Below are 26,397 nucleotides of genomic sequence, written 5' to 3'. Positions count from 1 at the left end.
TATGAACATTCTTGTCATTGACCAACAACTCGAACGCGCCCAAATTCTGGAAACCGCGCTCACCGCGCTCGGCTACGCCGTGGTGATTCGATCGCCGGACGAACACCGCATCTACCAACTGGTCGAGTCCTTTCAGCCCGATGTTGTCATCGTCGATGCCCAGTCACCCGACCGGGACATGCTCGAGGATGTAGCGCTCACGTCCGACCGTACGCCGCGCCCGATCATCTTCTTCGCCGAAGATGACGACGACACCGTCATTCGTGATGCCATTAACGCCGGCGTCAGTGCCTACATTGTCGATGGCCTTCAGGCCAGCCGCGTCAACACCATTATCAAAGTTGCCATTTCACGCTTCGAGGCTTTTCAGGCTCTTCGGGGCGAATTACGCAAAACCCGCGATGAACTGGCTGATCGCAAGGTCATCGACCAGGCCAAAGGCCTGCTGATGAAACATCGCCAGTGCGACGAAGCCGCGGCGTTTGGCGCCATGCGTAAAATGGCCATGAACAAGAAGGTGCGCCTGGTCGAAATCGCCCAGGACATACTGGTGCTGTTCGATGAATAAGCCGTCCACCGCCACCCCTAACGCCTTCACGCCCGGGCCGGCTGGTATAAGCCAGCTTGCGACTGATGACGAGAGAACACTGTAATGAGTAACCCGATCACCCCCCAAGGTACCGACTGCACCGAACTGAACCTCGGCTTTCTACCCCTGCTCGATGCGGCGCCGCTGATCGTTGCCCAGGAAGCCGGGTTTTTTGCCGACGCCGGCTTGCAGGTGCGCCTGCACCGGGAAGGTAACTGGGCCAGCCTGAGAGACAAGCTGTCGCTGAAACTGATCGACGCCGCCCATTTGCTCGCGCCACTGGTGGTCGCCAGCCAGACCTCGCTGGCCAGCACGGCCATTAGAAATCGTCTCACCACGGCGCTGTCACTGGGGCTCAATGGCAATGCCATTACCTTTTCCAATGCGCTCTCGGCGGCACTCGGCTGTGCCCTGCCCGCAACGCAGGCCGAACTGGGGCCAGCGCTGAAAGCGGTGATCGACGACCGGCACAAACGCGGCCTGCCCAAGCTGGTGTTTGGTACGGTCTTTCCGATGTCGATGCACACCTATTTGTTACGCACCTTTTTTGACCAGGCCAACATCGACCCCAACCAGGACATCGGGATCCGTGTGGTACCGCCGCAGCAAATGGTCGAGGCCCTGACTCAGGGCGATGTTGACGGGTTTTGCGTCGGCGAACCCTGGAACACCGATGCGGTTCGCGCCTGCCAGGGCAACCTGGCCTTGCTGGGCTATGATATCTGGCCCGATGCACCGGAAAAGGTGCTGGCCGTTCACGCCGACTTTGCCGACCAGCAGCCCGACACCCATCAGGCCCTGATCGGCGCCCTGTTACGCGCCTGCCAATGGCTGGATGGTCCTAACAGCCTGGCCTCAGTCGCGCACTGGCTTGCGAAACCCGACTACCTCAATTGCGATTCCGACCTGCTGCTGGAAGCCATGCAAGCCCCCTGGCACGATGGCCAGCCACGCTGGCACAAGGTGTTCTTCCGCAACCGGGCTACCTACCCCAACCCGGATCACGCCCGCTGGATGCTGACCCAGATGCAAGCCGCCCGGCAATTGCCCGAAAAACGGGTTTCTGACGCCGAGGTGATAGACCGGGCGTACCAGCCAGAGATCTGGAAAAAAGTTTTCAAAAAGATGACGACGGTACCGAAAGCTGAAACTCCAACCGATTCAGAGACTTAGAAAGCCGTTGAAAAAAACGGCGTCAATCCTCCCGATTTTTCTTTAAAAACCCTCTTTTCAGCCCCCCTTCTCCTCTGTATTATGCGCGACCCGCTGACCACTGAGCCCCTGGTAAAAGAGTGCCAGGGCGCTGACGGGAGACCTGTATGAGCAAAGCAGCGTCGGCACCGGAGCCTTCACGGCACAACCCGGTTGCCCGGTTCAATCCGCACCGAGGCCAGACCTTTACCGACCGGAAAAAGTCGGCCAAACGCGGTTACCAAAAGCATCGCCCAGACTGGGCATAACATTAACCCAACGTGTCCAAAGCGATACCGGGAGCCATATCATGATCCGTTTCACAGTCGATACCATTCGTGTTCTCATTCACGTCAGCCCGCGGGGCGTGTTTGAGGACCTGTCTGACTGGGATCAGGAGGTTGTCGGTTCATACTCGGTCGATGTATCGGCAAAACTGGACAAGGAACACTGGGCCGATGCCGCCCTGGATGCCTTTCACGGGTCCATTTCGGTCGATGATGAAGATGCACTCGAATTTCTGGTTGAAGACAGCCAGGGCAGTCTGCTGATTGGTTCCCAGGGGCATTTGCACGCCTCACTGATGGACGAAGCAGAACTGGTTTAACCGCCATTTTAGAACCGGCGCAGGGTGGTCACCAGCGCCGGATCCTCAGCATCATACTCGTTCCTTCCTCGATAGTTACCGCCTCAATCTCACCCGCTTCCCTGCCGCAAAATTGTGCCCCAATGGTGCGACTGCCCCCATTCAGCCCATAAATAGCGCATTAACGCAGCGCGCAAACCGCGGGCACAGTTGCCCCAGCTAACCCTCCAAGCCGCTCCACTGCGATGTTTCAGACATGATAAACAGTTCTGGCACGGTTATCGCTTTGTTCTGATTAGATCCATTGCTCCGCAGCAGACGCTTAATCGCTGCGCACAGAGCAATAACAACACAGTCTACTTGGCAACGGTGCCCTGTTCGCAAAACGCGAACTCGGTGCCGTTTTTTTTTGGGCGCTCGTCAGCAGCCAGACCACATTCCGGCACGCTGAGTGCAACGGTAAACCTTGGGGAGACAGACACCATGACCTTAAACCACGCTTCGACTTTCGTGCCTAAACGGCTCACCCGAACCCTGGTGGGCACCGCACTGTGCGCCACCGTCAGCGTTGCCCAGGCCGACCTCGGCTGGCCGGAAAAAGAAGCCCTGACCTTTGGGTTTATCAAACTAACCGACATGGCCCCGCTGGCCATCGCCTACGAAAAAGGTTACTTCGAAGACGAAGGGCTCTACGTCACGCTCGAAGCCCAGGCCAACTGGAAAGTTCTGCTCGATGGCGTTATTACCGGTGAACTCGATGGTGCCCATATGCTCGCCGGTCAGCCACTGGCTGCGACGCTCGGCTACGGCACCCAGGCCAACATTATTACGCCTTTTTCGATGGACCTGAACGGCAACGGCATTACCGTCTCCAACGATGTCTGGGCAAGCATGAAAGAACACATTCCCCACGAAGACGGCAAGCCGGTGCATCCGATCAGTGCCGAGGCGTTACAACCGGTCGTCACCGAATACCGCGACCGGGGCGAGGCGTTTCGGATGGGCATGGTGTTCCCGGTCTCGACCCACAACTACGAAATTCGCTACTGGCTCGCTGCGGGCGGCTTGCACCCGGGGTACTACGACCCGGCCAACGGTGATACCTCCGGGCTGATCGACGCCGATGTCGAACTGAGTGTTACCCCGCCCCCACAGATGCCCTCGACACTCGAAGCCGGCACCATCAAAGGCTACAGCGTGGGTGAACCCTGGAACCAGCAGGCGGTGTTCAAAGGCATCGGTGTGCCGGTGATTACCGACTACGAGATCTGGAAAAACAACCCGGAAAAAGTCTTTGGCATTACCGAGGAATTTGCCGAGGCTTATCCGAACACCACCGTACGGATGGTGCGCGCGCTGATCCGGGCCGCTCACTGGTTGGATGCCGACAACAATGCCAACCGGGAAGAAGCCGTACGCATTTTGTCGCAGCCCAAGTACGTTGGCGCTGATGAAGAAGTCATTGCCAACTCCATGACCGGCACCTTCGAGTACGAACGCGGCGATGTGCGATCCGTCCCCGACTTCAATGTCTTTTTCCGCTACAACGCAACCTACCCCTACTACTCCGATGCCATCTGGTACCTGACCCAGATGCGTCGCTGGGGCCAGATCGACGAGCAAAAAACCGACGACTGGTATGTCGAGATGGCAGCACAAGTGTACCGGCCAGACCTTTACCAGGCTGCGGCTGAAAGCCTGATCGAGGAAGGCACCTTCAGCGCCGACCAGTTCCCGGCCTTTGCCAGCGAAACCGGCTTCAAACCCGAGCAGACTGAATTTATCGACGGCATTCCCTACAACGGCCGTGAACCCAACGCCTACCTGAGCCGGTTTCCCATCGGCCTGCAAGGCAGCAACGAGTAATCGTAGACCGTGCACTGCTCGTGGGTAATTAGCGCGCAGTGCGGTACAGGAGAAAACCATGACAGCGCAGACATCCACCCACCCCTGGCGGAAACTCAAGCTCAACCTGAGCCATCGTCTGGCCGACTTCAACCCGGTGCAATGGCTGACATCACTGCTGTTACCCGTGACCGGCATTGTTGTCTTTCTGATGCTGTGGCACGTCGGTGCCGGCCAGATCAATACCTCGCTGGGCACCTTTCCGGGCCCGGTCGATGTGGTGGAACAAAGCCAGTCACTTTGGCAGGGCCATGTGGCCGAGCGGGAAAAAGAAACCGCCTTCTACCAACGCCAGGAAGAACGCAATGCTGCGCGCATGGCCGATGACCCGAGCTACAGCCCAACCATCCACAGTTACCCGGGCAAGGCGACGTTCATCGATCAGATTTTTACCAGTCTGGTCACGGTACTCGCCGGCTTTCTGGTGTCGAGTGTGATCGCGATTCCCTGTGGCATCATCATCGGTTTGTCGCGGTCGACTTATCAGGCCGTCAACCCGATCATCCAGATTTTCAAGCCCGTATCGCCTCTTGCCTGGCTGCCGCTGGTGACCATGGTGGTCAGTGCGGTGTATGTATCAGACGACCCGATGTTCGACAAATCGTTCATCACCTCATTGTTCACCGTTACCCTCTGTTCGCTTTGGCCAACGCTGATCAACACCGCCGTGGGCGTGGCCAATATCGATCGTGATTTACTGAACGTCAGTAAAGTTCTGCGACTACCGACGTTCACCCACATTCGTAAAATCGTCATCCCCTCGGCCATACCGATGATGTTTACCGGTTTGCGGGTGTCGCTGGGTATTGCCTGGATGGTGCTGATTGCCGCTGAAATGCTGGCGCAGAATCCGGGGCTGGGCAAATTCGTCTGGGATGAATTCCAGAACGGCAGTTCCGATTCACTCGGTCGCATCATGGTCGCAGTGCTGGCCATTGGCCTGATCGGCTACGCCCTCGACCGCATCATGCTGATGCTGCAACAGGCCGTCAGCTGGGACAAAACCAGCGAGCAACGCTGAACCCAAGCAACCCGAATTTTTTACGCGTCAGGAGATTAACATGACCCAGACACATCTCGAACTGAGTGGCGTCGGAATCGACTTCCCGACCCCCAAGGGGCCTTTCACGGCCCTCAGCAACGTCAATCTGAAAGTGCGCGACGGTGAGTTTGTATCACTGATCGGGCATTCGGGTTGCGGTAAGAGTACCGTACTCAACATTGTCGCTGGTTTGCACCAGGCAACTCGTGGTGGCGTGTTGCTCAACGGCAAGGAAGTCGACGAGCCCGGCCCGGAACGCGCCGTGGTATTTCAGAACCACAGCCTGCTGCCCTGGCTCACTGCCTGGGAAAACGTGGAACTGGCGGTTAAGCGCGTGTTCGGAAAAACCAAAAGCCGAGCCGAACTGAAAGACTGGATCGCCCACAACCTGGAGCTGGTGCACATGGGCCACGCCATGCACAAGCGCCCCGGTGAAATCTCCGGCGGGATGAAGCAGCGGGTCGGCATTGCGAGGGCACTGGCGATGCAGCCCAGTGTGCTGTTGCTTGACGAACCCTTTGGCGCACTCGACGCCCTGACCCGCGCCCACCTGCAAGATTCGCTGATGGACATTCAATCACAGCTAGGCACAACGGTGATTATGATCACTCACGATGTCGACGAAGCCGTGCTGCTCTCAGACCGCATCGTAATGATGACCAATGGCCCCTCGGCAACGGTCGGTCAGATTCTGGACGTGGATCTTGAGCGCCCACGCAACCGCCTGGCACTGGCCGACGATGGTCACTACAACCATTTACGCTCTGAAGTGCTGACATTTCTGTACGAAAAACAACGCAAGATCGAACCGATTTCATCGCGGGCAACGGCGACCACACCGGCAAAAAAGAAAACCGAAGTGGCCTGACGTTTTTTACAAAGAGGGTGCGCAACGCACCCTCTTTATTGATCTATTTTTTAACAACACCTCCGAATTGCCAGAACAAATACCCCACCATTTCACCGGGTTCTGTTATTTCCTTACGGTTTAACAGGCCGTACTCGCGAACACAGGGCGCATCGGTCAGCAGGCTGTTACTGAGCAACAAAGCTGACCTGCCGGGCAGGCCCAGGTATTAGCGTCGCCATTGGAGAAGCATCCCGAGGGGTGATAGCGTAAAGGTCCTCACTCACTCCCAAAGGACTTGAACGCCCCATGGCGTACCACAGTTATTTGCATCTGGTATCAAGCTACCAGCAAGATCGCGTTGCCATCAATGGCCTGATCGAATCGATCGTCTCCAGCCTCGACCGCATCAGTTTGCTCACCGATCCCAACGCACAGCAAGAGGAAGTGGCCCACCTCAGCAAGGCCTATCCGTTCATCGAGATGCTCTACAGTCTGGACGAGCGAGGCAAACAATTACTGCCTTCCGCCTACGGCCAGGGGGTCACCGAACCGGCGCGTCGCACCCTGGGGCAACACAGCGATCGCAGCCACCGGCCCTACTTTCAGGCAGCGCACCACAACCCGGGGGCCATCACTGTCTCCGAACCTTACCTGTCGAGCGCAACCCACCGTCTGGCCATTTCGGCAGTGCTGCGATTCAACCGCAACGACAGCGATGAGTCGGATGCTGAAACGCCCGGCTATCTGGTCCTTAATTTAAACCTGCAGGCACTGATTGCTTACCTGAACAACGATCAATTGCGCTATCGGTTTCACCCAGTTTTTCGAACCGTCTACGCCCTGATCGGATCGGTGTTGATAGCAGTCTCCGGCCTGTTGCTCTGGGCCTCGCTGCAATCACTGCTGGGTACCCTGCTGACACCCAGCCACATCGCTACCGACTCATTCGGCGTCGTGATTCTGATCACACTGAGCCTGGCCATTTTTGACCTCGGCAAAACCATCATCGAGGAAGAAGTCTTCGTTCACAAAGACATTCACCACCACGGATCAACAGAAAGAACCATTACCCGCTTCATGTCTGCTATCCTGATAGCGATTTCGATCGAGGCATTACTGCTGATGTTCAAGTCACTGCTGGGTGAGAGCGACCAACTGATCCAGGCGGTCTATATGATGTTATCCGCCGTGGCACTCTTGATCGGGCTAGGCATATACCTGAAACTCAGTCGACCCGAAGGTAGTACTGGTGGTTAACTAACCCCGTTATCCTCCAGTGGCTGAGTTGACTGGGAGTTATTGGCCCGCGCCGAATGCCGGCGAAATCCCTGCGGGGTCGGCGTAAATCCTTCCCTGGAGCCTAGGCCGCAGCTTCCCTGCTGCGGACTACCCCGCAGAGATTCCCCCGGCACCCGTCGCTAGCTTTTGCAGCGCACTCAGAAAAAAGAACCTCCAACAGGAACAACCGATCAAGGTGCCATGAAACAACTCGAATTTTTCGACATACCCAGCCCCTGCATCGGCGTTTGTGAATCCGGTGCCAGGGGTTACTGTCGGGGTTGTTTTCGTTCCCGGGCCGAGCGCCAGTACTGGTTTCAGGCAGACGATGAAGCCAAGCGCCTGATCATTCGTGCCTGCCAGGTTCGTAAGCTTCGCTTCGAGCGAGCCCAAACCAGCCAGTCATCCGAACCCTCTCCCCCGCAGGAAACACTCTTTCCTGATCTCGACGAAGAAGTTGGCAGTAATTCTTAACTTTGGATTCAGAGTTCACAACTCAAGTTTCGGAGTTCGAAATCAGCTGAGTGTCAGGTGCCGGGCAACCCTATCTGGGGAAGTCCGCAGCATGGATGCTGCGGTCTAGGCCCCATGGATGGGTCCACGCCGACCCCAGATAGGGTTGCCCGGTGCCTGACACGGACTCCTGGCACCAGAGCAAAACTGAACTCCGAAACTTGAGTTCCAGATAAAGCCGTGCAGATAGAAGAGCCTTGAACTACCTTCTGTCGTATCGTCATACCGACTTTGCGGAGGCCACCATGTCACTCGATCATTTGTCCACTGAACTGGTGGATTTGCGTTGCCCCTATTGTGACGCCAGTATTCATCTGATTGTCGACCCCACTGAAGACAGCCAGGAATATACGGAAGATTGTGAAGTCTGCTGCCAGCCCATGGTCGTGGTGACCGAGGGTGATCAGATTGTGCGCCTGGCGCGGGAAGACGAATAACAAAGGCACCGATGCCCCAACACCGAACACGCCAACGGACTCCCTGGCCAGTCTTGGTGCAAAAAACCACACTCCCTTCTGCGATAACCTGCTAACCGCCTGATTTTAAGCGCTTTTAAAAGTTGGCACGCCCTTCGCTATATAGAAATCAGTCATCACAAATCAGAGTCTGGCTTGCCAGTTCTCTGAGATGAGATGGCCTTACACTGTGATTTGCGTATCGAGCATTGGCGCTCTTGGGGAAACCCAAGAGCGTCTTTTTTTTGTCTGGCCGAAAGGCTCGGGCACTGGCGAGGGCCTATGAACCAGCAACGCTTACTGATCATCGGACACGGCATGGCGGCGACCCGGTTGCTGCAACAGCTGGTCGAGCGCGGGTATCCGGGGTCGATCACCGTGGTCAGCGAGGAAGGCGGTATTGGTTACAACCGCATTCAGCTGACGCCCTGGCTCGCCGGTGAAGTCAGCGAAGCGAGCCTCGACCTGGTCGACGACGCCTGGTATCGCCAGCACCGGATCTACCGGGTAAACGGCGATGCCGTCGTTGCTCTGGACCCGGCAGGCCAGGTAAGGCTCAACTCTGGCCGCGCCCTGGTGTTTGATCAGGCGGTGCTGGCAACCGGCGCCCTGCCCCGGTTTCCCGACCTGCCCTTTCCAGCACAGCCCGCGATTCGGGCCTTTCGCAGCAAGGCCGATGGCCACTGGTTAAAAGCACTGCCAGCGAACCGCTCGGCGGTAGTGGTCGGTGGTGGCCTGCTGGGTCTGGAGGCTGCCTGGGGGCTGCGAGCCTGCGGGCACCGCGTTAGCCTGGTTCACCGCAACACCCACCTGATGAACCGGCAATTGTCGGCACCGACGGCGGCGTACCTGGCGCGCGCGGCATCTCAGGCCGGCATTGCCTTGCATCTTGGCTGTGAACTGAGCCACATCGATGCTGAGCCTGAACTCACCTCGGTCGAATTAAGCCGTGGCGATACTCTGGCCGCCGATGTGCTGATCGCCGCCGCTGGCATTCAGCCCAACGAGCACCTCGCTCGCCAGGCCGGGCTGCGCGTCAATCGCGGCGTGTTGATTGATGATCAGATGCGCACCAGCCACCCCCAACTGTTTGCGCTGGGTGAATGCGCCGAATACAAGGGCCAGACCTTCGGCCTGGTCGCACCGGCCTATCAGCAGGCTGAGGTGCTGGCCTCGGTGCTCTGTGCCGAACCGGCGCACTGGTCACCCCAGCAAAGTACCACCCGATTAAAAATTTCCGGGCTCGATGTGGTCTCTCATGGCTGCATCGACCACCCCGATGCCCGGCACCTGACACTGGACGCGCCCGTCCTGAATCAGTGCCGGCGACTGCATTTTCTGAACGACCGGCTGATCGGTGCCGAGATGGTCGGCATTCGCACCCACCTCGAGCTCTACCAACATCTGATTGAACAACAGACCCCCATAAACGATGCCCGCGCCGTGATGCTGGGCAGCATAAAAGCGGCCTAGGAGAAGCACATGACAACGCAACCGACACACACAGACACCCGGAATCAACGCCAACTGGTCATTATCGGTAACGGCATGGTCGGTCACCATGCTGCCATGAGCTTTCTGGAAACCTGCGGTGAGGCAGCGGACTGGGCCATTCACATTGTTGGTGAAGAGACTTACAGCGCCTATGACCGGGTGCATCTATCCGAGTACTTTCAGGGCAAGACTCACGCTGATCTGGCACTGGGCACACTCGAACAGTACAGCGAATGCGGCATTCACACCCACCTCGGTGTGGCTGCTCGCCAGATCGATCGCGACGCCAAAAAAGTCGTGCTTGCAGACGACACCGCACTGCCTTACGACGCTCTGATTCTGGCAACAGGCTCCTACCCTTTTGTGCCCCCGATCCCCGGGCACGACCTGCCTTCCTGCCTGGTCTACCGAACGCTCGATGATCTCGATGCGATTCGCAATGCCGCCAGTGATGGCAGCGTCGGCGTGGTGATCGGCGGCGGATTACTGGGCCTCGAAGCGGCCAATGCCCTCAAATCGCTAGGGCTCGATACCCATGTCATTGAGTTCGCCCCCCAACTGATGCCCGTGCAACTGGACGCCGATGCAGGCACTGTGCTGCGCGATAAAATTCAGGCACTCGGTGTTCAGGTTCATGTGAATACCGCCACTCAGTCGATCACCCGCGACGAGCAGGGGCGCACCGTGCTTACCTTCGCCGATGCGGAACCGCTGGTCACCGATGTCGTCGTCTTTTCTGCCGGTATTCGCCCACAAGATGCCCTGGCGCGCGACGCCGGGCTGACGCTGGGTGAACGCGGCGGTGTCGCCATTAACAACCAATGCCAGACCTCCGATCCGGCGATCTACGCCGTGGGTGAAGTGGCACTCTGGAACAACGCCATTTTCGGTCTGGTCGCTCCAGGTTATCGCATGGCCGAAGCAGCCGCTGCGCACCTCGCCGGGGGCGATGCCTCCTTCACCGGGGCCGACATGAGCACCAAGCTGAAACTCCTGGGGGTCGATGTGGGTGCCATTGGCGATGCCCATGCGCGCAGCGCCGGCGCGGTGACCTACCGATACAGCAATGAACGCACGGGGGTTTATCGCAAGCTGGTGACCAGTGCCGATGGCAGCCGGCTGCTGGGTGCCATTCTGGTTGGCGACAACAGTCTGTACGACACCCTGCTGCAGTATTACCTGAACGATATTACCTTGCCCAAAGAACCGGACAGCCTGATCCTGCCGAGCAGCGAAGGCGTACCTCAGCTGGGCGTCGACGCTCTGCCCGACACCGCTACGCTGTGTTCCTGTCTCAACGTCACCAAGGGCGATGTCGTTGGCGCCATCGATTCAGGCTGTTGCTCCCTTGGAGAAGTGAAAGCCGAAACCCGTGCCAGCAGCGGCTGCGGCGGGTGCGCCGCCATGCTCAAGCAAGTGGTCGATGCCACCCTGGAAGCGCGCGGCGTTGAAGTTGACCATTCTTTGTGTGAGCACTTCAGTTACACCCGCCAGGAATTGTTTCATCTGGTGCAGGTCGGCCAGATCAAAACTTTCGATGCCCTGATTCGCGAACACGGCAAAGGCCTCGGCTGCGATATTTGCAAGCCTACCGTTGCTTCCATTCTGGCCAGTTGCTGGAACGAAGGTGTGCTGGAACCGGCGCACGTCAAACTGCAGGACACCAACGACACCTTTCTGGCCAACATGCAAAAAGACGGCACCTATTCTGTAGTGCCACGCATTGCCGGGGGCGAAATCACGGCCGACAAACTGATTGTGATTGGCGAAGTGGCCAAAGAATACGATCTCTACACCAAGATTACCGGTGGCCAGCGTGTCGACTTGTTCGGTGCCCAGCTGCATCAGTTGCCTGAAATCTGGAAACGGCTGATCGACGCCGGATTCGAAACCGGCCAGGCCTATGGCAAGTCCGTGCGTACGGTGAAATCCTGTGTCGGCAGCACCTGGTGCCGCTATGGTCAGCAAGACAGCGTAGGCATGGCGATCTTGCTGGAGAACCGATACAAGGGCTTGCGCGCGCCACACAAACTGAAATTCGCCGTCTCCGGCTGTACCCGTGAATGCGCTGAAGCGCAGAGCAAAGACATTGGCGTCATCGCCACCGAACACGGCTGGAACCTCTACGTGTGCGGCAACGGCGGCATGAAACCGCGCCATGCCGACTTGTTTGCGACCGACCTGGATGATGTCACCCTGATCAAAACCATCGACCGGCTGCTGATGTTCTACATCAAGACGGCCGACCGGCTGCAACGCACCGCCCGATGGATGGAAAACCTGGAAGGCGGTCTCGATTACCTGAAAGACGTCATCCTCAACGACTCCCTGCAAATGAATGCCGAACTGGAACAACAGATGGCGCGCATCGTCGAATCGTACCAGTGCGAATGGAAAGCCGTTCTGGACGACCCGGAAAAGCTGAAACGTTTCCGCACCTTCGTCAACAGCGACAGCGCCGACAGCAATGTGGTGTTCGTTAAAGAGCGCGAGCAGATTCGCCCCGCGCGCGATGAAGAAAAAGCCCGACTGATCGCCACCGTCTAGGAGACCGACATGACTGCCAATGCCCAATCGCAATCCCAAACACACCAGTCCGGAACCAGCCCCTGGGTTCAGGTCTGTTCCGTCGATGATCTGGTACCCGGCTCCGGCGTCGCTGCGCTAGTGCTCGGGCAGCAGATTGCCCTGTTCCTGTTACCGGATGGCAGACAACCGACTCAATCGCAACGAGTCTACGCCCTGGCCAACCAAGACCCGGCCAGCGGTGCCAACGTTATGGCGCGTGGCTTGCTCGGTGACATTAGCAGCGAACCTGTCGTCGCGGCCCCGCTGTACAAACATCACTTTTCACTGGAAACCGGTCGTTGCCTGGAAGACGACACCTGGCAAGTGCCGGTCTGGCCAGCGCGTATTGTCGATGGCCGGGTCGAGATCGAGTGGGTATGACCGATCGCAGTCTGCACACCACCTGCGCCTATTGCGGCGTTGGCTGCGGCGTGGAAATACCACACAGCGGTGATCGCGACATTCAGGTCAGTGGCCTGGCCGATCACCCGGCCAACCAGGGGCGACTCTGTGTAAAAGGTACGCATTTGGGTGAGGTACTGCCGCTGCAGCAACGCCTGTTGCGACCCAAACTGGCGGGCAAGACCGTCAGTTGGGACACTGCACTCGACTTTATCAGCCAAACGATCGACAGGGTCCGCACTGAAACCGGCCCCGACAGCCTTGGTTTTTACCTGTCCGGCCAATTGCTGACCGAAGACTATTACGTCGCCAACAAACTCGCCAAGGGCTTTCTCGGCACCGCAAACCTGGATACCAATTCCCGGCTGTGCATGTCGTCGGCGGTGGCGGCTTATCAGCAATCGCTGGGGGAAGATGCGGTACCCGGTTGCTATAACGACCTGGAACAGGCCGATTTGGTGATACTGGTGGGCTCTAACCTGGCCTGGGCCCACCCGGTGCTGTTTCAGCGGTTGCAGGCAGCGCGCAAGGCGCGACCACAAATGCGACTGGTGGTCATAGACCCGCGCGCTACCGATACCAGCCGGGCGGCCGACTTGCACCTGCCGCTCAAACCCGGAACCGATGGCCGGCTATTCAACGGCGCACTGGCCTGGCTGGCCGACAACAACGCACTGGATACCGACTTCATTGACCAACATACCGAGCAATTTGAAGACACCCTGGCCGCCGCACGGCACCATGCCGGCGCCAACTGGGCGGCCCTGGCGGATGATTGCGGCCTGGCGCTGGTAGACTTACTGCAATTCTTTGACTGGTTAGCCACCACGCCCAAGACCGTCACCGCCTGGTCGATGGGCATTAACCAGAGTCGCTCCGGTGTGGCCAAAAGCCAGGCGATTATCAACCTGCATCTGGCCACCGGTCGCATTGGCAAAGTGGGCGCTACGCCCTTTTCCATCACCGGCCAACCCAACGCCATGGGCGGCCGGGAAGTCGGTGGCCTGGCCAATCAACTGGCCAGCCACCGCGGATTTACAGAGACGGACTGCAATGCCGTTACCCGGTTCTGGAATGCACCCAACCTGGCCTGCAAGCCCGGTTTGAAAGCGGTTGATCTGTTTGAAGCGGCGGCGCGAGGGGAAATAAAGGTTCTGTGGATCATGGCCACGAACCCGCTGGCCAGCCTGCCCGACGCCAACCGGGTGCGTGAAGCCCTGGCCCGGGTCGAGACCGTGATCGTCTCGGATGTGGTCACCGACAACGACACCCTGGCCTACGCGGATGTCATCTTGCCAGCACTCGCCTGGGGCGAGAAAGACGGCACCGTGACCAACTCCGAACGCTGTCTGTCGCGGCAGCGTGGCTTTCTGCTACCACCGGGTGACGCAAAACCCGACTGGTGGGCCCTGGCTGAAGTCGGCAAACGGCTGGGTTATGAGGCCGCCTTCAACTACAGCGGCCCGGCGGCTATCTTTGCCGAGCACGCTGCCATGAGCGTCTTTGAACCGGCACCCAACCGGCAATTTGGCTTGCAGCCGCTAACCAACCTGACGCCGCGTGAATACGACAACCTGGCACCCAGCCAGTGGCCCTATGACGCCGAGGGCCTATCCCGTGCCCGCCTGTTTGGTGATGGCCTTTTTGCCACGGCTAACGGTCGTGCCCGGTTTGTTCCGGTCGCACCCGCCGAGCCTGACGCAGCGGGCAAGCAGTTGCGACTGAATACTGGCCGGCTGCGCGATCAGTGGCATAGCATGACCCGCACGGGTCTGGTCAGTCGGCTTGGCCAACACCGGCCGGACTTTTGCCTCACCTTGCACCCGGCCGATGCAGCCGAACGTGGTCTGCTTGAGGGCCAGCCGGTCAGAGTAACCAATGCGTTCGGCCATTTTGTCGCCGTGCTGGCTCTGGACAGCAGCCAGCGGCGCGGAGATGCCTTTGCACCCATGCACTGGAACGAAACCTTTGCCGCAGCTGGCGGTGTCGCCCGGGTGATTCCGCCCGTTGTCGATCCGCAATCGGGTCAGCCGGAAAGCAAACATGCACTGGTGTCTGTAGAACCGATGTCGCTCAGTTGTGCGGGTACTTATGTTGCCGAGCACCTGCCCGAGACCCTCGCTCGGGGTGCCATCTGGTTTAAACGCTCGCTGGGCGGAAAATGGCTATGGTCCCTGTTTTATACCGATCGGACCCTGAGTGACATCACTGAACACTGGCAAAACGCTGCGCCCGATACCGGCATTACCCTAACGGATTCAGAGCAGCACTGGTTTCAACAAGCCAGCCCTCCGGGCCAGACACCCGCCTACTGGCTCGGCGTGAATGACCGGCAACGACCGGTGCCGGATACCGACTGGCTGCAGCAACACTGGCAAAATGCTGAGGTGTCACTGGAAGACTGGCTGGCGGGCAAACCGGGCGAAGCCAACCCCCGTGGCGATCTGATCTGCACCTGTTATTCCGTGTACGAACGGGACATAGAGAATTACCTGACCCGGCATTCGAAAGCCGGGTTGGCCGAGGTTCAACGCGCCCTGAAATGCAGCACTCAGTGTGGCAGTTGCCTGGAGGAAGTCAGTGCCCTGGTTCAGGCGTGCACGGTAACGGCAGTGAACGTCGAAACCGCCTGAGGCTATTGCAATCCTTTCAGGGCATTCTCAACGTTCACGCCAGCCACCAGCATGCCAATAAGGTCACCGCTGGTATCGCGAATCGGCAAGGCGATCTGGGACAAAAACTGGCGGGTGGATTCATCGTAGGCAATGGCGTCTATCTGAACCGGCTCACGACGGGTAACAATGGCATCAAATGGCCCTTCATCGCCCTGAAACCAGTCCGACGTGATGTTACTGGTGCCCAGGGTGACACCGTGTATATCGGTGATGAACAGTTCACTGAACACGCCTTGAGACTGGCGACGAATCAGCGCCAAACGGGTCGACAGGTCTCGGCTGAGCACCTCGGCGACCAGGTCGAAATTGCCGGTTCTTACTTCATCGACCCATTGCCGGTCTATCCGGTTGATTTCATCAGGGGGTAATTGCCGGTTGCGCGCATTGGCCAGCAACACCGGCTCAAGTACCCAGTCGGACGCTAACCAGCGCGACAGAGGCGCGACCAGATTGGCCAACGACTGCTCATTCTCAGCGGTTAACCCAACCTGTTCAATACGGCACCCGGTAGCAGCTGCGTTGAAGTCACTGATAAACCCGGGGTGTTCACTGGAGAACGCATCGGTAATGTACAAACCAAGCGGAATGAAACCCACAAAGCGCTGATTAATGGCCGATAGCTCCCCATTCAAACGAGCCACGGCCTCGTTAAAAACGGTTTCACTCACCAGTAAATGCCGCGCGCGGCCCGCCAGAAAGGCACGAATCAGGCTATCGGTCGACCCAACGCTGAAGAATTCGCTAAACCCCTGGCTTTGCAGCCAGATGGCCTGATAGGTACCGTTCATGACCAGAACGGTTTCATCCCTGAGGTCTTCCAGGGTGGCATCCGACACATCATCCAGGCTGTACCAGTACCAGGATTCCAGCAGCAACGGATCGGACAGCACCGCAAAATCATCGCTGCCTGCGTTTTGCACATAGAGAAACCAGCCATCAATATCACCCCGGTGAGCCAGACGAACCACTCTGGGCCAGGGCGCAATGGCCGTGTGAAACTGATAATCGGGCAACTGCTCAAAAACACAGTCCAGGGTATGCTTCGCATCGCCCTGCAACGATTGATCGGGAGATTCAAACAAATAAGGTGGCATAACGTCTGTGCCCAGACGGAGAATCGTTTCAGCCCTGGTGGCAAACGAGACGCTGACCAGACACGAGATGATCAGTAATGTTAAACGCACCTTCAGACTGACCGAACGCATCAGACCCACTTATCCCCGTGACGCAATAAGCAGAGTGTAGACCGGTTTTCTGAAAACACCGTGCCTCCGGACGGAGGCACGTTTACAACGCGTTAACTGCCCTGTTTGGGGCCTATCCAGACTTGCTGGGCGTTAACGAATTCGCGAATGCCGTGTGGCCCCAACTCCCGGCCCATGCCCGAGCGTTTGATACCGCCACTGGGCAAACGCGGGTCGGTTTTGACAATACCGTTTACCGCTACCTGGCCGACTTCAAGCCGGCGCGCAATGGCTTCGCCGCGATCAGCACGGGTCCACACCGCTGCAGCCAGACCGTAGTCACTGTTATTGGCAATGGCGATGGCCTGCTCTTCATTCTCGGCCTTCATGATCACCGCAACCGGACCAAAGGTTTCTTCACAGCTGGCTACCATCGACTCGGTCACATCAACCAGTAAGGTAACCGGGTAAAAGTAACCGGGACCGTCGGGCATTTCACCACCGAGCAAACAGCGGGCCCCGGCGTCGACCGACGCAGCCACCTGCCGATGCAGATTATCGCGTAAATCAGACCGGGCAATCGGGCCGATGTCGGTGCTTTCCTCGCGCGGGTCGCCCATTTTTAACCGGGCCAGCCGCTCATGCACTTTTTCGACCAGGCTGTCATAGACCGATGCTTCAACAATGATGCGCTTGGCGGCAATGCAACTCTGGCCGGCATTGATGATGCGCGATAACGTGATGATATCGGCTGCTTCATCGAGATTGGCGTCGGCCAATACGATGCACGGGTCAGATCCACCCAGCTCCAGTACCGAGTGCTTGATTTCAGAGGCAGCAATGGACGCCACTGCACCGCCGCCTTTTTCGGAACCGGTGAACGACACCGCCTGAATGCGCTTGTCGCGTATCACCGCTTCAACGGCTGGCGTTTCCAGCGGCAGATTCTGAAAAATATCGGCCGGTGCACCCACCTGAACAAACAGATCGGCAATCGCCTGGGCACAGGCAGGCACATGCGGGTCGTGCTTCATGACGCAGGTATTGCCCGCCATCAGCGTCGGCGCGGCATATCGGAACGCCAGCCAGAACGGCGCGTTCCAGGGCAAGATGCCAAGAATGACACCCAGCGGCAAATGCTGTACGTAACTCAGCGTAGCATCTGAACCCAGGGTCTGCGGCTGCAAATAGGCCTCGGCGTTTTCCGCATAGTGCTCGGCACACCAGGCCGATTTGATGACTTCAGCACGTGCTTCCTTAATCGGTTTGCCCATTTCTTCGGTCATCAGAATGGCCAGACGGTCGACATCGTCGCGCATCAATTTGGCGACCTTCAGCAATACCTCGGCGCGCTCGTTGTAAGAGCGGGTCCGCCAGCTCTTGAAAGCCGTTTCGGCACGCGACAGGATATCCTCAACCTGTGCAGAGGTGGCCGCAGGCACTTCATGCAGAAGCTTGCCTGTGGACGGATCGGTGGCGGTCAACATGTCTCGTTCTCCTCGGTTTATCGCTATGGCTTAGGAGCCAGCCACTTCACTGCTGACTTTTTCGCTGTTCTTGCTGCTGACTTTTTTGGACGGATCGCGAGACGTTCCCTTTCGCTTGGCCGTGTTCTCATCAGCCTCGGGTTGAGATTCTGCGCTGAGTGGCTTGCCCGACACATCGGTTAACCGGGCTGGCGTATTCGCACTGAGTTCACGCGCTGCAAATTCCGGTTTGACGACAAAGTCCTCATCCAGATCGAAAAAGGACTGACAACCGCGATCCGTCACATAAACGGTGTCTGATATGCCCACGGTCTTGTTGCCATCGACGCCCCACATCCAGGGAATGATGTGAAACGTCATGCCCTCGCGCAGCACCTGGGAGTCACCCTGCTTGAGACTGATGATGTAACCCTCGTCCCAGCTGGGCGGAAAGGCAATGCCAATCGAATAGCCGGAACGAGTGACCAGCCGCGCCCCGACGTCGTTGTCGGTGATGATGTTGCGCACCAGGTTATCCACGTCCGAAACCGTCAGCCCGGGTCGAATCAGTTTCTTCACTTCACGCAGCGCATGCTTCATGCGCTCCTGGGCGTGGTGCATCGACGCCGACAAATCCCCCAGCACAATGGTGCGCATCATGGCGGTGTGATAGCGCCGGTAACAGCCGCCCACTTCCAGAAATACATGTTCACCCGGTTGCACTGTGCGCCCTTCCCAGGTCGCATGGCCGATCATCGACCGGGGACCGGAAGTAACGTAGGGCATCACGGCCGGCGGCTCGCCACCGGCCCGAAACATGGCGGCCGAAATGGCCGCACCGATGTCGTTTTCGGTGGCACCGGCCACCGTGGCCTCGAAACCGGCTTTCATACCGGCCTCGGTGGCCCGGGCGGCCTTGCGCATCACATCCAGCTCGGCCGGTGACTTGCAGATGCGCCCTTCCTCGACAATGCCAAAACAGTCGTTCAGAGAACCGTCCAGAAAGGTGGTGTGAATGCTGTCCTGATGATAGGCCGGGAAAAAATAGCTGTTGCGTTCGTAGCCAATGCTCTTACCGTTCAGGCCAAACTCGCGCAACGCCTCGACCAGCATCTGAATGGCATCACCGGTATCCGGATAAGGCCGGGTACGCTCCACCCAGGTTCGGGCGTGAACATTCGACTCCTCCAGCGCCCGGGTGATCATGAACGGCTCGTCCTCCAGCGGCACAACAAGTGCCTGAAAGAAAGAGTACCCGGTGGTCTGATAATCGGTTAGATACATCAGGTTTTCCGGGTCGGTGATTACCACCGCATCCAGCAACCGGCTGGCCATACGCTCGCGCAGTCCGTCCAGTCGACGCACGTACTCATCGAATGGAAACGTCATGTCCTCGCGTTGTTTCATGCCGCCTCCAGTGCGTCTCCGATGGCTTTCGACAAGGTTGCCAGGCCTTCGTGCAAGTCGGCGTTGGGAATCGTCAGTGGCGGAATCAGTTTGAGCACCCGGCCGCCGATACCGCAGGCACCGATCAGCAAGCCTGCTTCAAAACACCGCCGTGCCACGTCTTTCGCCAGGGCACCGTCGCCCAGATCAATGGCCTGCATCATGCCTTTGCCACGCACCTGAAAGGCCTTGCTGCCGTGCTCGGCGCAAATGCCATCAAGGTGTTCTTTCATTTCCTTGCCTTTGGTGACCACTTCGGTCATCAGGCCATCGTCTTTGAAGTAGCTCAGCGCCTGAACGCCGGCTACAAACGAAAAGCCCTGGCCGCGGAAGGTACCGGTGTGTTCACCCGGGCCCCAGTGCTTGTCGTGCTCCGGACGCACCAGGTTCATCGCCAGCGGCGTACCAAAGCCGCCGATGCCTTTGGCCAGCGTTACGATGTCCGGATCCAGACCCATATCGTCGAAACTGAAGTACTTGCCGGTTCGGCCACACCCGGCCTGAATGTCATCGATGATGAACAAAGCCCCCAGGTCATGCGCCAGCTTTTGCACCGCTTGCAACCACTCTTTAGAGGCGACATGAACCCCGCCTTCGGCTTGAATGGCTTCCACCAGAAAGGCCGCGGGTGGCTCCAGGCCACTGCTCGGATCAGCGTATAGCGCGCGCAGCCGATCGACCGAATCAACACCACACCCCAGCGTACAGCCTTTGCACTGTGTTTCGCAGCCAAAGGGCTGACGCAGCACGTGGTTCAGTGGCACGCCAGCGGCGTTACGGAAATAGCTGTTCGCGGTGGCAGCCAGTGCCCCCAGCGTCATGCCATGAAAGCCATGGCTGTAGGCCACAATGGTTTGCCGGCCGGTAACTTTACGCGCCAGTTTCATCGCCGCTTCAACCGCATTGGTGCCAGTCGGGCCCATGAACTGCATTTTGTAGTTCATCTTACGCGGTTCAAGAATGGTCTGGGCGAACGACTGAATGAAATCGCGCTTGACCGTGGTGTACATATCGAGGCTGTGGGCCACGCCATCGTTCTGAATGAATTCGATCAGCGCCTTTTTCATGCGTTCGTTGTTGTGACCGAAGTTAAGAACCCCGGCACCGGCAAAAAAATCCACATAGGATTTGCCCGCTTCATCGACCTGGCGTGCATTCGACGCCGACTTGAACACCGTCGGATACAACCGGCAGTAGCCACGGATATCAGATTCCCACTTTTCAAATACGTCCATTTCAACCCCTCCAGTTGTGTGTTGAGACAATCATGTTTTAGTAGCCCGGTCTGTTCGCTTTTACTTCACGGTACCGCGACTTCGGGTGTGTTGAGTGGCACCGTCGCCTGGAACGGTGCCAGGCCAGAATGTTCTGTTTCTGGCCAGATAATCCGGTCATTCCGGAATCGGGACGCCGGCAAGGCGGGCATAAATGCGTGCCACCGGGTCAATAAGCGCATCGTTAAAATCGTAGTTCGGACTGTGACAGGGCACTTCATGCGCCGTTTCACCGTCTCCGGAGCCGACCAGCGCAAAGGCACCCGGGCAAACCTGCAAGTAATAGCTGAAGTCTTCGGATGCCATAATCGGCAACCGGGTGGTTTCACTCAACGCGCCCTCACCCAACTGTGCTATCAGTGCTGTCCGGTAGTCCGCCGCTTCAGCCGCATGGTTAAACGTAGCCGAATATCGCGGAAATACCTCTACCTGACAGGTAACGCCATAGGCCTGCGCCGTGGCGGTGGCAATCTCCTCAATCATCTGCGTCAGCGGTTCGCGCATGTCAGGGTCGGCCAGGCGAAAACTGCCTTCGAGCACGGCCTGATCGGGAATCACCGTAACGCCACTGCGTGCATCAAAGGAGGTAACGCTCAACACAGTCGCATTCTGCGCCGGTAACCGACGGCTCACAGCTTGCTGCAAGGCCACAACAATGGCGGACCCGGCCAGAACCGGATCCCGGCACAATTCAGGCTGGCTGGCGTGGCCACCCTGGCCTTTGACCACCAGTTTGAAGGTGCCATTACCCGCCATGACAGCGCCATCCGGACACACCGCCTGACCAAAGGGAATTGCCGGCCAGTTGTGCCATCCAAACACGGCATCAACGCCGTTCAGGGCACCGTCTTCGATCATTCGTTTAGCGCCGTGCCCGCCCTCTTCGGCCGGCTGAAACAGCAAGGTTACCGGGCCGGGTAAAACGTCTTCCTGAGACTTCAGCCATTGGGTAGCGGCAAACAGCGTGGCTGCATGGCCATCATGCCCGCAGGCGTGCATGCAACCCTGGTTGTGGGATGTCCAGGCAACGCCGCTGTTCTCTTCGATGGGCAAGGCATCGATATCGGCGCGCAGCGCTATGTGCCGGCCCGGGGCCCTGGGGGCCAGTGTCGCCACCGTGCCGGTATCGGCACAGACCCGCCAGTCGATACCCAGCGCCGTGAGCTTCTGACGCAGCGTTGCCGCCGTGCGTTGCTCAGACCAACTCAACTCTGGCTGGCGATGCAAATCGCGACGCAGCGCGATGGCATCTTCAATAGCCAGTGCCCAGTTTGAATCACTTGACGATGGAGTACGTGCTGACACGTTCGAGTTACCTCTGTCTGTTGGTTTGTCTCTTTCAATCTAGTCGTTACTGCTGAACATCGTGGATCTGCGGGTAAAATGTTTTGATCCCCACAGACCTGCCATCGAGCCTCTAACCCACCCTAGTTTCATAAGCGGAAGCCTTGCAAGGTTTTTTTCCGGCCGGTGGGAAACCCGGCTGACCCCAATAGATTTACCGGTGTTAGGCCAGCCACACTAAAGCAGACCATGTAGCACCGTTTTTTCTTTCTATATCAATCAATTACGACGCATTTTCCAGGTTCGAAACGGACTCGAAAATTGGGTAAAACAGGCGCGAAACAGGCGCTTGAAATCTCATTTGTTGACGCACAATTTTCACGGTATTTCCGGTTTCATTATTCTTGAGGGGAATAACCATTAGGCCCCTAATAGTAAGGGGCATAAAACGTTTAACACCGAGCAAGCGTACCTGTTAGCGCCCAATTAATTCGGCCATTCAAGGCGGAGTTGGCTATACTGTTTCAACAAGATGAACACTGGAATGAATAATGCGGTCCCAATTCAGAATCATCCTGCTGGCAGCGTCGCTGCTCATCGGCCCGGTACAGGCCCAGGTTGTGATCAGCACAGGGGGTTGGCCACCGTTCCTGACACCGGATCAAAAGCATTTCGGCTTTATAGCTCATCTGATCAGCGATGTATTTGCCGAATCCGGCATTGTGGTTGAGTATCGGCTAGTACCCTGGCGCCGGGCGTATGTAGGCACCGTATCCGGCGAGTATGACGCAACTGCGGTGTGGATGGATGCGCCCGACCGCCACGACGACATGCTTTACAGCGACCCGATTCTGGACGAACGCTTTGTATTCTTTCACCGGGCCGACCAGGCGTTCGAATGGCAGGAGTTTTCTGATTTGTCGGGCCTCAAACTCGCAGGCGTCTTGGGTTACAGCTACGGCCCAGCCTTCGATGCCGCGGTGGAAGCTGGCGTTCTGGACATAGAATGGGTTGCCAGCGAGGCATCAACAGTGAATATGCTGCTGGCTGGGCGCATTGACGCCTACCCGCAGGAGATCAACGTCGGCTACTTCAATATTTCAAGAACCGTGCGCCCCGAAGCAGCAGCGCAGATTACCCACCACCCCAAGGCCTTGCTGGTCAATAAAAGTTACTTGCTGCTGCCGCGCTCCGCACCAGACAGTGAAGCCCTGCTTGGTGAGTTCAACGCCCAGTTGCAGGCGTTCAGAGACACGGGGCGCTATCAATCCTACTTCGATGCATTTGAAACCGGTGATTATGAACTCGATACCGCAGAGCCCACGACAGAGCCCGTTAGCCAGCCAGACTGATCCAGCCCATCGATTGCGCCACCTGACTGAACGACATTAGCACACACATGGTGATCACGATCGGACGAATCAGGCGCGCACCACCGCTGAGCATGGTATGACTGCCAACAAAGGCCCCCAGCACCTGCCCCAGCATCATCGCAAACCCAATGACCCAAACCACCTGACCGCCCGCTGAAAACACCGCCAGCGACACAACATTCGACATGAAATTCAGTGGCTTGGCCGAGATCGTCGCGGCCAGTAATGTCTGCCCCCGAAAAGCCACCCCGGTTGCCGCGTAAAACGAGCCGGCACCCGGCCCGAAAAAGCCATCGTAAAAGCCGACCGCCGGCGCCCAGGTCACTGTCCATTGCCGTTCAGACTGATGCGCCTTGGTCTCGATGCTGCCCAGATTCGGGGTAAACCAGAAATACGCGGCGACGCTGATCAACAACACCGGCACCAGCCATTCCAGCCAGCCGGTATCCACGCCCTGCACCAGCCAACTGCCCAGAGCAGCGCCCAAACCCGCAGCAACCAGACGCCAGAGCAAGGCTTGCCCGCGCAAATGGCCTTTCAACAGTAATGTCACCGACGCAGTCAGTGTTCCCACTACGCCCTGAGCCTTGTTCGTCGCCAGCGCACTGACCGGCGGCACGCCCAGCAACAACATGGCAGGCAACGAAATCAAACCACCTCCCCCGGCCAGGGTATCGACCCAGCCAGCCAGCATAGCGACTGCAAACAAGATAAAGAGAATGGTGAAAGACCACTCCATGGATTAAATCTCCTTGGGGAAAGACATTAAAAAAAGGCAGTGGATCGGCATTGTACAGTGGCTATGGTCCGCTACGTCCACCGGTAATGCCTCTCGGTTGGTGCGACACTCGCTCGGCGTGAGTCCGTCCCTGGCGGTACGTCTGGTCCGGCACACCGGTCTCGGGCCCAGACCGCAGAGGCACCACCGGCACCCGACGCTCGCATTGTGCAAACGCCGAAACAGTTATAAAACCTCGAATGGACAGCCCTATTCCTGAAGCACTGGCATCAGGCCAACGCTGCTCAGGTTTTGCCAGGCGCGTCGGGCGTCATTATCGCGGGCAAAGCCGGTCGCGATCAAATGATAACGCTGATCTGAGGCCTGCCATTGCACCACCAGGGTTGGCGGCTCATCGTTGATGGACTGGTAGGCCTGGAACCAGAGCACCTCCGCAGACACCAGCCGCTGCAACATATCTCCGGCATCGGCCTGCTGGTAAAGCTCTAGGCTGTAACCTTGTAACGCCTGACCCAGGTGATACACATAGATATCACCTATGGGCAGCCGCGGCCTCTGTTGCAAGCTTGCCTGCTGGTCATTGCGCTCCAGCCAGGCTTGCCATTCATCGATTTGTCGGTTGGATGCAAACTGGTCCAGATAGACCCAGGCCTGGTTGCGGGCTGCATCCCAAATCAGCCGGTGACGACCGGGCAAGCGGCGGTTGGTGTCGGTCAGCAGTGCGTCCCGCATGGGTGGCTCCGACATCCAGTCGGTCAGCGTAGCTGCGCTGACTGGCCCCAGCACCAGAGTTCCTGCCACGTAGTCCGATTCGTCTGTTAAGGATGTCGCAGCACTGGCCGTTGCCACGCTGTTTGCCGGGGCCTGATTCATGGCCTGACGATCCCGTTCTGCACTGTCACCGGCTTCTGATTGCACCGAGTTCATCCGACGTATTTCTTCAGCTGTGTACTGCGGCGCTCTTGCCTGGGCGCTCGCATCGACCGTGCGGTTTTCAATGCGTCCGTCACTGCCCACTACCTGGCGAATGCGCCCCTCAATACCACTGAGCCGCAACCGGCGTCGCCAGATTTCACTGTCGGCCAACTGCTCATATTCACCCAGAAACAGGCCAACCGGGCCATCGGGGTCGGCCTGAGCCAGAAAGACCGGTTGCGGATCCCGATCGTAGGCGACCGTGGTAAAAAACTGACGCAAACCCCGATATTCCATGGCACGAACCGCTCGCTCCATATTGGGAAACTGACCCAGTTGCAAGGTGTACGGCCCTGCCGGGAAGCACTTGCACAGTTCAGAGCGTTCTATGATGGGGGGTAAAGACTGCGACAAATAGGTTGGAATTGGTTGCACCCGACGCTCGGGTTGAGCGGTCGCCGCACCGTCGCCAGCATTTTGTGGCTGAGCCTGAGCGGCCTCGGCCCGGGCGCGGGCGTCCCGTTCTGCTGCCGACATGCGCTCGCCGAACACATAGCGTAGACCGTAACGCCAGCGCCACTGAGCGGGCATATCGCCACTGTAATAACCCTGATAACCCGCATTGGCAAACACCCGCAACCCCTCTGCCACAGGCGCGCTGATGTCTGCATCGAGGTGATAGCCAAGTGCTCCGGCATTCAACACCGCTTCTCCGGCGTTGCCGACCACATCGCCACCGGCCAGGATAACCCCTGCGACGCCCTGAAAGCGGGCGCCAATGTGGCCCTGCTGCCAGATAAGACCCATTTCATACTGGCTGAAATCGTGATTCAGCGTACCGTTGTCGGTCGGGTATTCCAGTTCGCTGTGATAGCGATAGCCCAGATCCAGCCCCCAGCGGGTGCTTTGCATGAACTGGGCATGACTGGCTACACCCCAGCCGACCGCGTTTTCGCCACTGGCAAGACCAAGATCCAGACTGAACTCCATTGCCGGTGCCGACATTGGCAGCAAGACTGCCCAGCCCAGCAGCAGAGGTCGCAGTGCGCTGGCAAGGCTCATGGGCGGGGTCTCAAGTTGATTGTGGCAGTGACTTGTTTCATGTCTGGACGATCCGGCAAATTACACTGTCAGTGTTATCGCCCGCTGCCCCCAAAAGTTGAGTCAG

22 protein-coding genes are annotated in these 26,397 nt (G+C 58.1%); 15 read left to right on the top strand and 7 right to left on the bottom strand.

Annotation, left to right across the window (positions count from 1 at the left end; translation table 11 throughout):
- Position 1: 1 nt before the first annotated feature.
- From ACHUE7_RS13970 to ACHUE7_RS13905, 14 genes are all read left to right on the top strand, one after another.
- A complete protein-coding gene (locus ACHUE7_RS13970; RefSeq protein ID WP_127555646.1) occupies positions 2–568 on the top strand; it encodes an ANTAR domain-containing response regulator in 567 nt (188 codons plus the stop codon).
- An 84-nt stretch (positions 569–652) separates the two neighbouring features.
- Positions 653–1,762: a CmpA/NrtA family ABC transporter substrate-binding protein gene (locus ACHUE7_RS13965; RefSeq protein WP_394170517.1), complete on the top strand. Its 1,110-nt coding sequence runs from the start codon at positions 653–655 to the stop codon at positions 1,760–1,762.
- 146 nt (positions 1,763–1,908) lie between these two features.
- Entirely contained in the window at positions 1,909–2,049 is a 141-nt protein-coding gene (locus ACHUE7_RS13960; RefSeq protein ID WP_213677648.1) for a hypothetical protein, read from the top strand.
- A 41-nt stretch (positions 2,050–2,090) separates the two neighbouring features.
- The gene (locus ACHUE7_RS13955; RefSeq protein ID WP_213677647.1) at positions 2,091–2,387 is read left to right on the top strand and encodes a hypothetical protein; all 297 of its coding nucleotides are present in this window, start codon (positions 2,091–2,093) and stop codon (positions 2,385–2,387) included.
- 462 nt (positions 2,388–2,849) lie between these two features.
- Positions 2,850–4,232, top strand: a complete 1,383-nt coding sequence (locus ACHUE7_RS13950) for a CmpA/NrtA family ABC transporter substrate-binding protein (RefSeq protein ID WP_394170516.1) — start codon at positions 2,850–2,852, stop codon at positions 4,230–4,232.
- Positions 4,233–4,290: 58 nt separating this feature from the next.
- The gene (locus tag ACHUE7_RS13945; protein WP_348476488.1) at positions 4,291–5,292 is read left to right on the top strand and encodes an ABC transporter permease; all 1,002 of its coding nucleotides are present in this window, start codon (positions 4,291–4,293) and stop codon (positions 5,290–5,292) included.
- 40 nt (positions 5,293–5,332) lie between these two features.
- Positions 5,333–6,181 (top strand): ABC transporter ATP-binding protein, encoded by an 849-nt coding sequence (locus ACHUE7_RS13940; protein WP_394170515.1) that lies wholly within the window; start codon positions 5,333–5,335, stop codon positions 6,179–6,181.
- Positions 6,182–6,469: 288 nt separating this feature from the next.
- Positions 6,470–7,420: a PDC sensor domain-containing protein gene (locus ACHUE7_RS13935; RefSeq protein ID WP_394170514.1), complete on the top strand. Its 951-nt coding sequence runs from the start codon at positions 6,470–6,472 to the stop codon at positions 7,418–7,420.
- 222 nt (positions 7,421–7,642) lie between these two features.
- Positions 7,643–7,915 carry a DUF1289 domain-containing protein gene (locus tag ACHUE7_RS13930; RefSeq protein WP_394170513.1) on the top strand — a complete coding sequence of 91 codons (273 nt, stop codon included), beginning with the start codon at positions 7,643–7,645 and terminating at the stop codon, positions 7,913–7,915.
- A 284-nt stretch (positions 7,916–8,199) separates the two neighbouring features.
- On the top strand, positions 8,200–8,391 hold the full coding sequence (locus tag ACHUE7_RS13925) for a zinc ribbon domain-containing protein (protein WP_127555654.1): 192 nt from the start codon (positions 8,200–8,202) through the stop codon (positions 8,389–8,391).
- A 300-nt stretch (positions 8,392–8,691) separates the two neighbouring features.
- Positions 8,692–9,882, top strand: coding sequence for an NAD(P)/FAD-dependent oxidoreductase (locus ACHUE7_RS13920; RefSeq protein WP_394170512.1), 1,191 nt, complete (start codon positions 8,692–8,694; stop codon positions 9,880–9,882).
- 9 nt (positions 9,883–9,891) lie between these two features.
- Entirely contained in the window at positions 9,892–12,450 is a 2,559-nt protein-coding gene (gene nirB / locus ACHUE7_RS13915) for a nitrite reductase large subunit NirB (protein WP_394170511.1), read from the top strand.
- A gap of 9 nt (positions 12,451–12,459) precedes the next feature.
- Positions 12,460–12,852, top strand: a complete 393-nt coding sequence (gene nirD, locus ACHUE7_RS13910) for a nitrite reductase small subunit NirD (protein ID WP_394170510.1) — start codon at positions 12,460–12,462, stop codon at positions 12,850–12,852.
- Positions 12,849–15,506 carry a nitrate reductase gene (locus tag ACHUE7_RS13905; protein ID WP_394170509.1) on the top strand — a complete coding sequence of 886 codons (2,658 nt, stop codon included), beginning with the start codon at positions 12,849–12,851 and terminating at the stop codon, positions 15,504–15,506. The genes nirD and ACHUE7_RS13905 overlap by 4 nt, the downstream gene beginning before the upstream one ends.
- Positions 15,507–15,508: 2 nt before the next feature.
- Here ACHUE7_RS13905 and ACHUE7_RS13900 read toward each other — a convergent pair whose 3' ends face one another.
- The 5 genes from ACHUE7_RS13900 to doeB2 form a co-directional block, all read right to left on the bottom strand.
- Complete coding sequence (locus ACHUE7_RS13900; protein ID WP_394170508.1) at positions 15,509–16,753, bottom strand: substrate-binding periplasmic protein; 1,245 nt, start codon at positions 16,751–16,753, stop codon at positions 15,509–15,511.
- 92 nt (positions 16,754–16,845) lie between these two features.
- The gene (locus ACHUE7_RS13895) at positions 16,846–18,219 is read right to left on the bottom strand and encodes an NAD-dependent succinate-semialdehyde dehydrogenase (protein ID WP_394170507.1); all 1,374 of its coding nucleotides are present in this window, start codon (positions 18,217–18,219) and stop codon (positions 16,846–16,848) included.
- Between the two features lie 30 nt (positions 18,220–18,249).
- A complete protein-coding gene (doeA, locus tag ACHUE7_RS13890) occupies positions 18,250–19,605 on the bottom strand; it encodes an ectoine hydrolase (protein ID WP_394170506.1) in 1,356 nt (451 codons plus the stop codon).
- Positions 19,602–20,879, bottom strand: a complete 1,278-nt coding sequence (locus ACHUE7_RS13885; RefSeq protein WP_394170505.1) for an aspartate aminotransferase family protein — start codon at positions 20,877–20,879, stop codon at positions 19,602–19,604. The genes doeA and ACHUE7_RS13885 overlap by 4 nt, the downstream gene beginning before the upstream one ends.
- Before the next feature lie 156 nt (positions 20,880–21,035).
- Positions 21,036–22,223 carry a N(2)-acetyl-L-2,4-diaminobutanoate deacetylase DoeB2 gene (gene doeB2 / locus ACHUE7_RS13880; RefSeq protein WP_394170504.1) on the bottom strand — a complete coding sequence of 396 codons (1,188 nt, stop codon included), beginning with the start codon at positions 22,221–22,223 and terminating at the stop codon, positions 21,036–21,038.
- 530 nt (positions 22,224–22,753) lie between these two features.
- On the opposite strand from doeB2, the gene ACHUE7_RS13875 reads away from it, so the two are divergent.
- Positions 22,754–23,554: a substrate-binding periplasmic protein gene (locus ACHUE7_RS13875; RefSeq protein WP_394170503.1), complete on the top strand. Its 801-nt coding sequence runs from the start codon at positions 22,754–22,756 to the stop codon at positions 23,552–23,554.
- On the opposite strand, the gene ACHUE7_RS13870 is transcribed toward ACHUE7_RS13875, so the two are convergent.
- Together ACHUE7_RS13870 and ACHUE7_RS13865 are read right to left on the bottom strand one after the other, a co-directional pair.
- Positions 23,538–24,314, bottom strand: a complete 777-nt coding sequence (locus ACHUE7_RS13870) for a TSUP family transporter (RefSeq protein ID WP_394170502.1) — start codon at positions 24,312–24,314, stop codon at positions 23,538–23,540. The two genes, ACHUE7_RS13875 and ACHUE7_RS13870, sit on opposite strands and share 17 nt — an antisense overlap.
- Positions 24,315–24,563: 249 nt before the next feature.
- Positions 24,564–26,291, bottom strand: coding sequence for a hypothetical protein (locus ACHUE7_RS13865; protein ID WP_394170501.1), 1,728 nt, complete (start codon positions 26,289–26,291; stop codon positions 24,564–24,566).
- Positions 26,292–26,397: the final 106 nt, after the last annotated feature.

Origin of the sequence: Saccharospirillum alexandrii, from assembly GCF_043641555.1 — a bacterium.
GTDB lineage: Bacteria > Pseudomonadota > Gammaproteobacteria > Pseudomonadales > Natronospirillaceae > Saccharospirillum > Saccharospirillum alexandrii_A.
The sequence above is the reverse complement of the archived record's forward strand: the minus strand, read 5'-3'. Positions and strand labels throughout refer to the sequence as shown.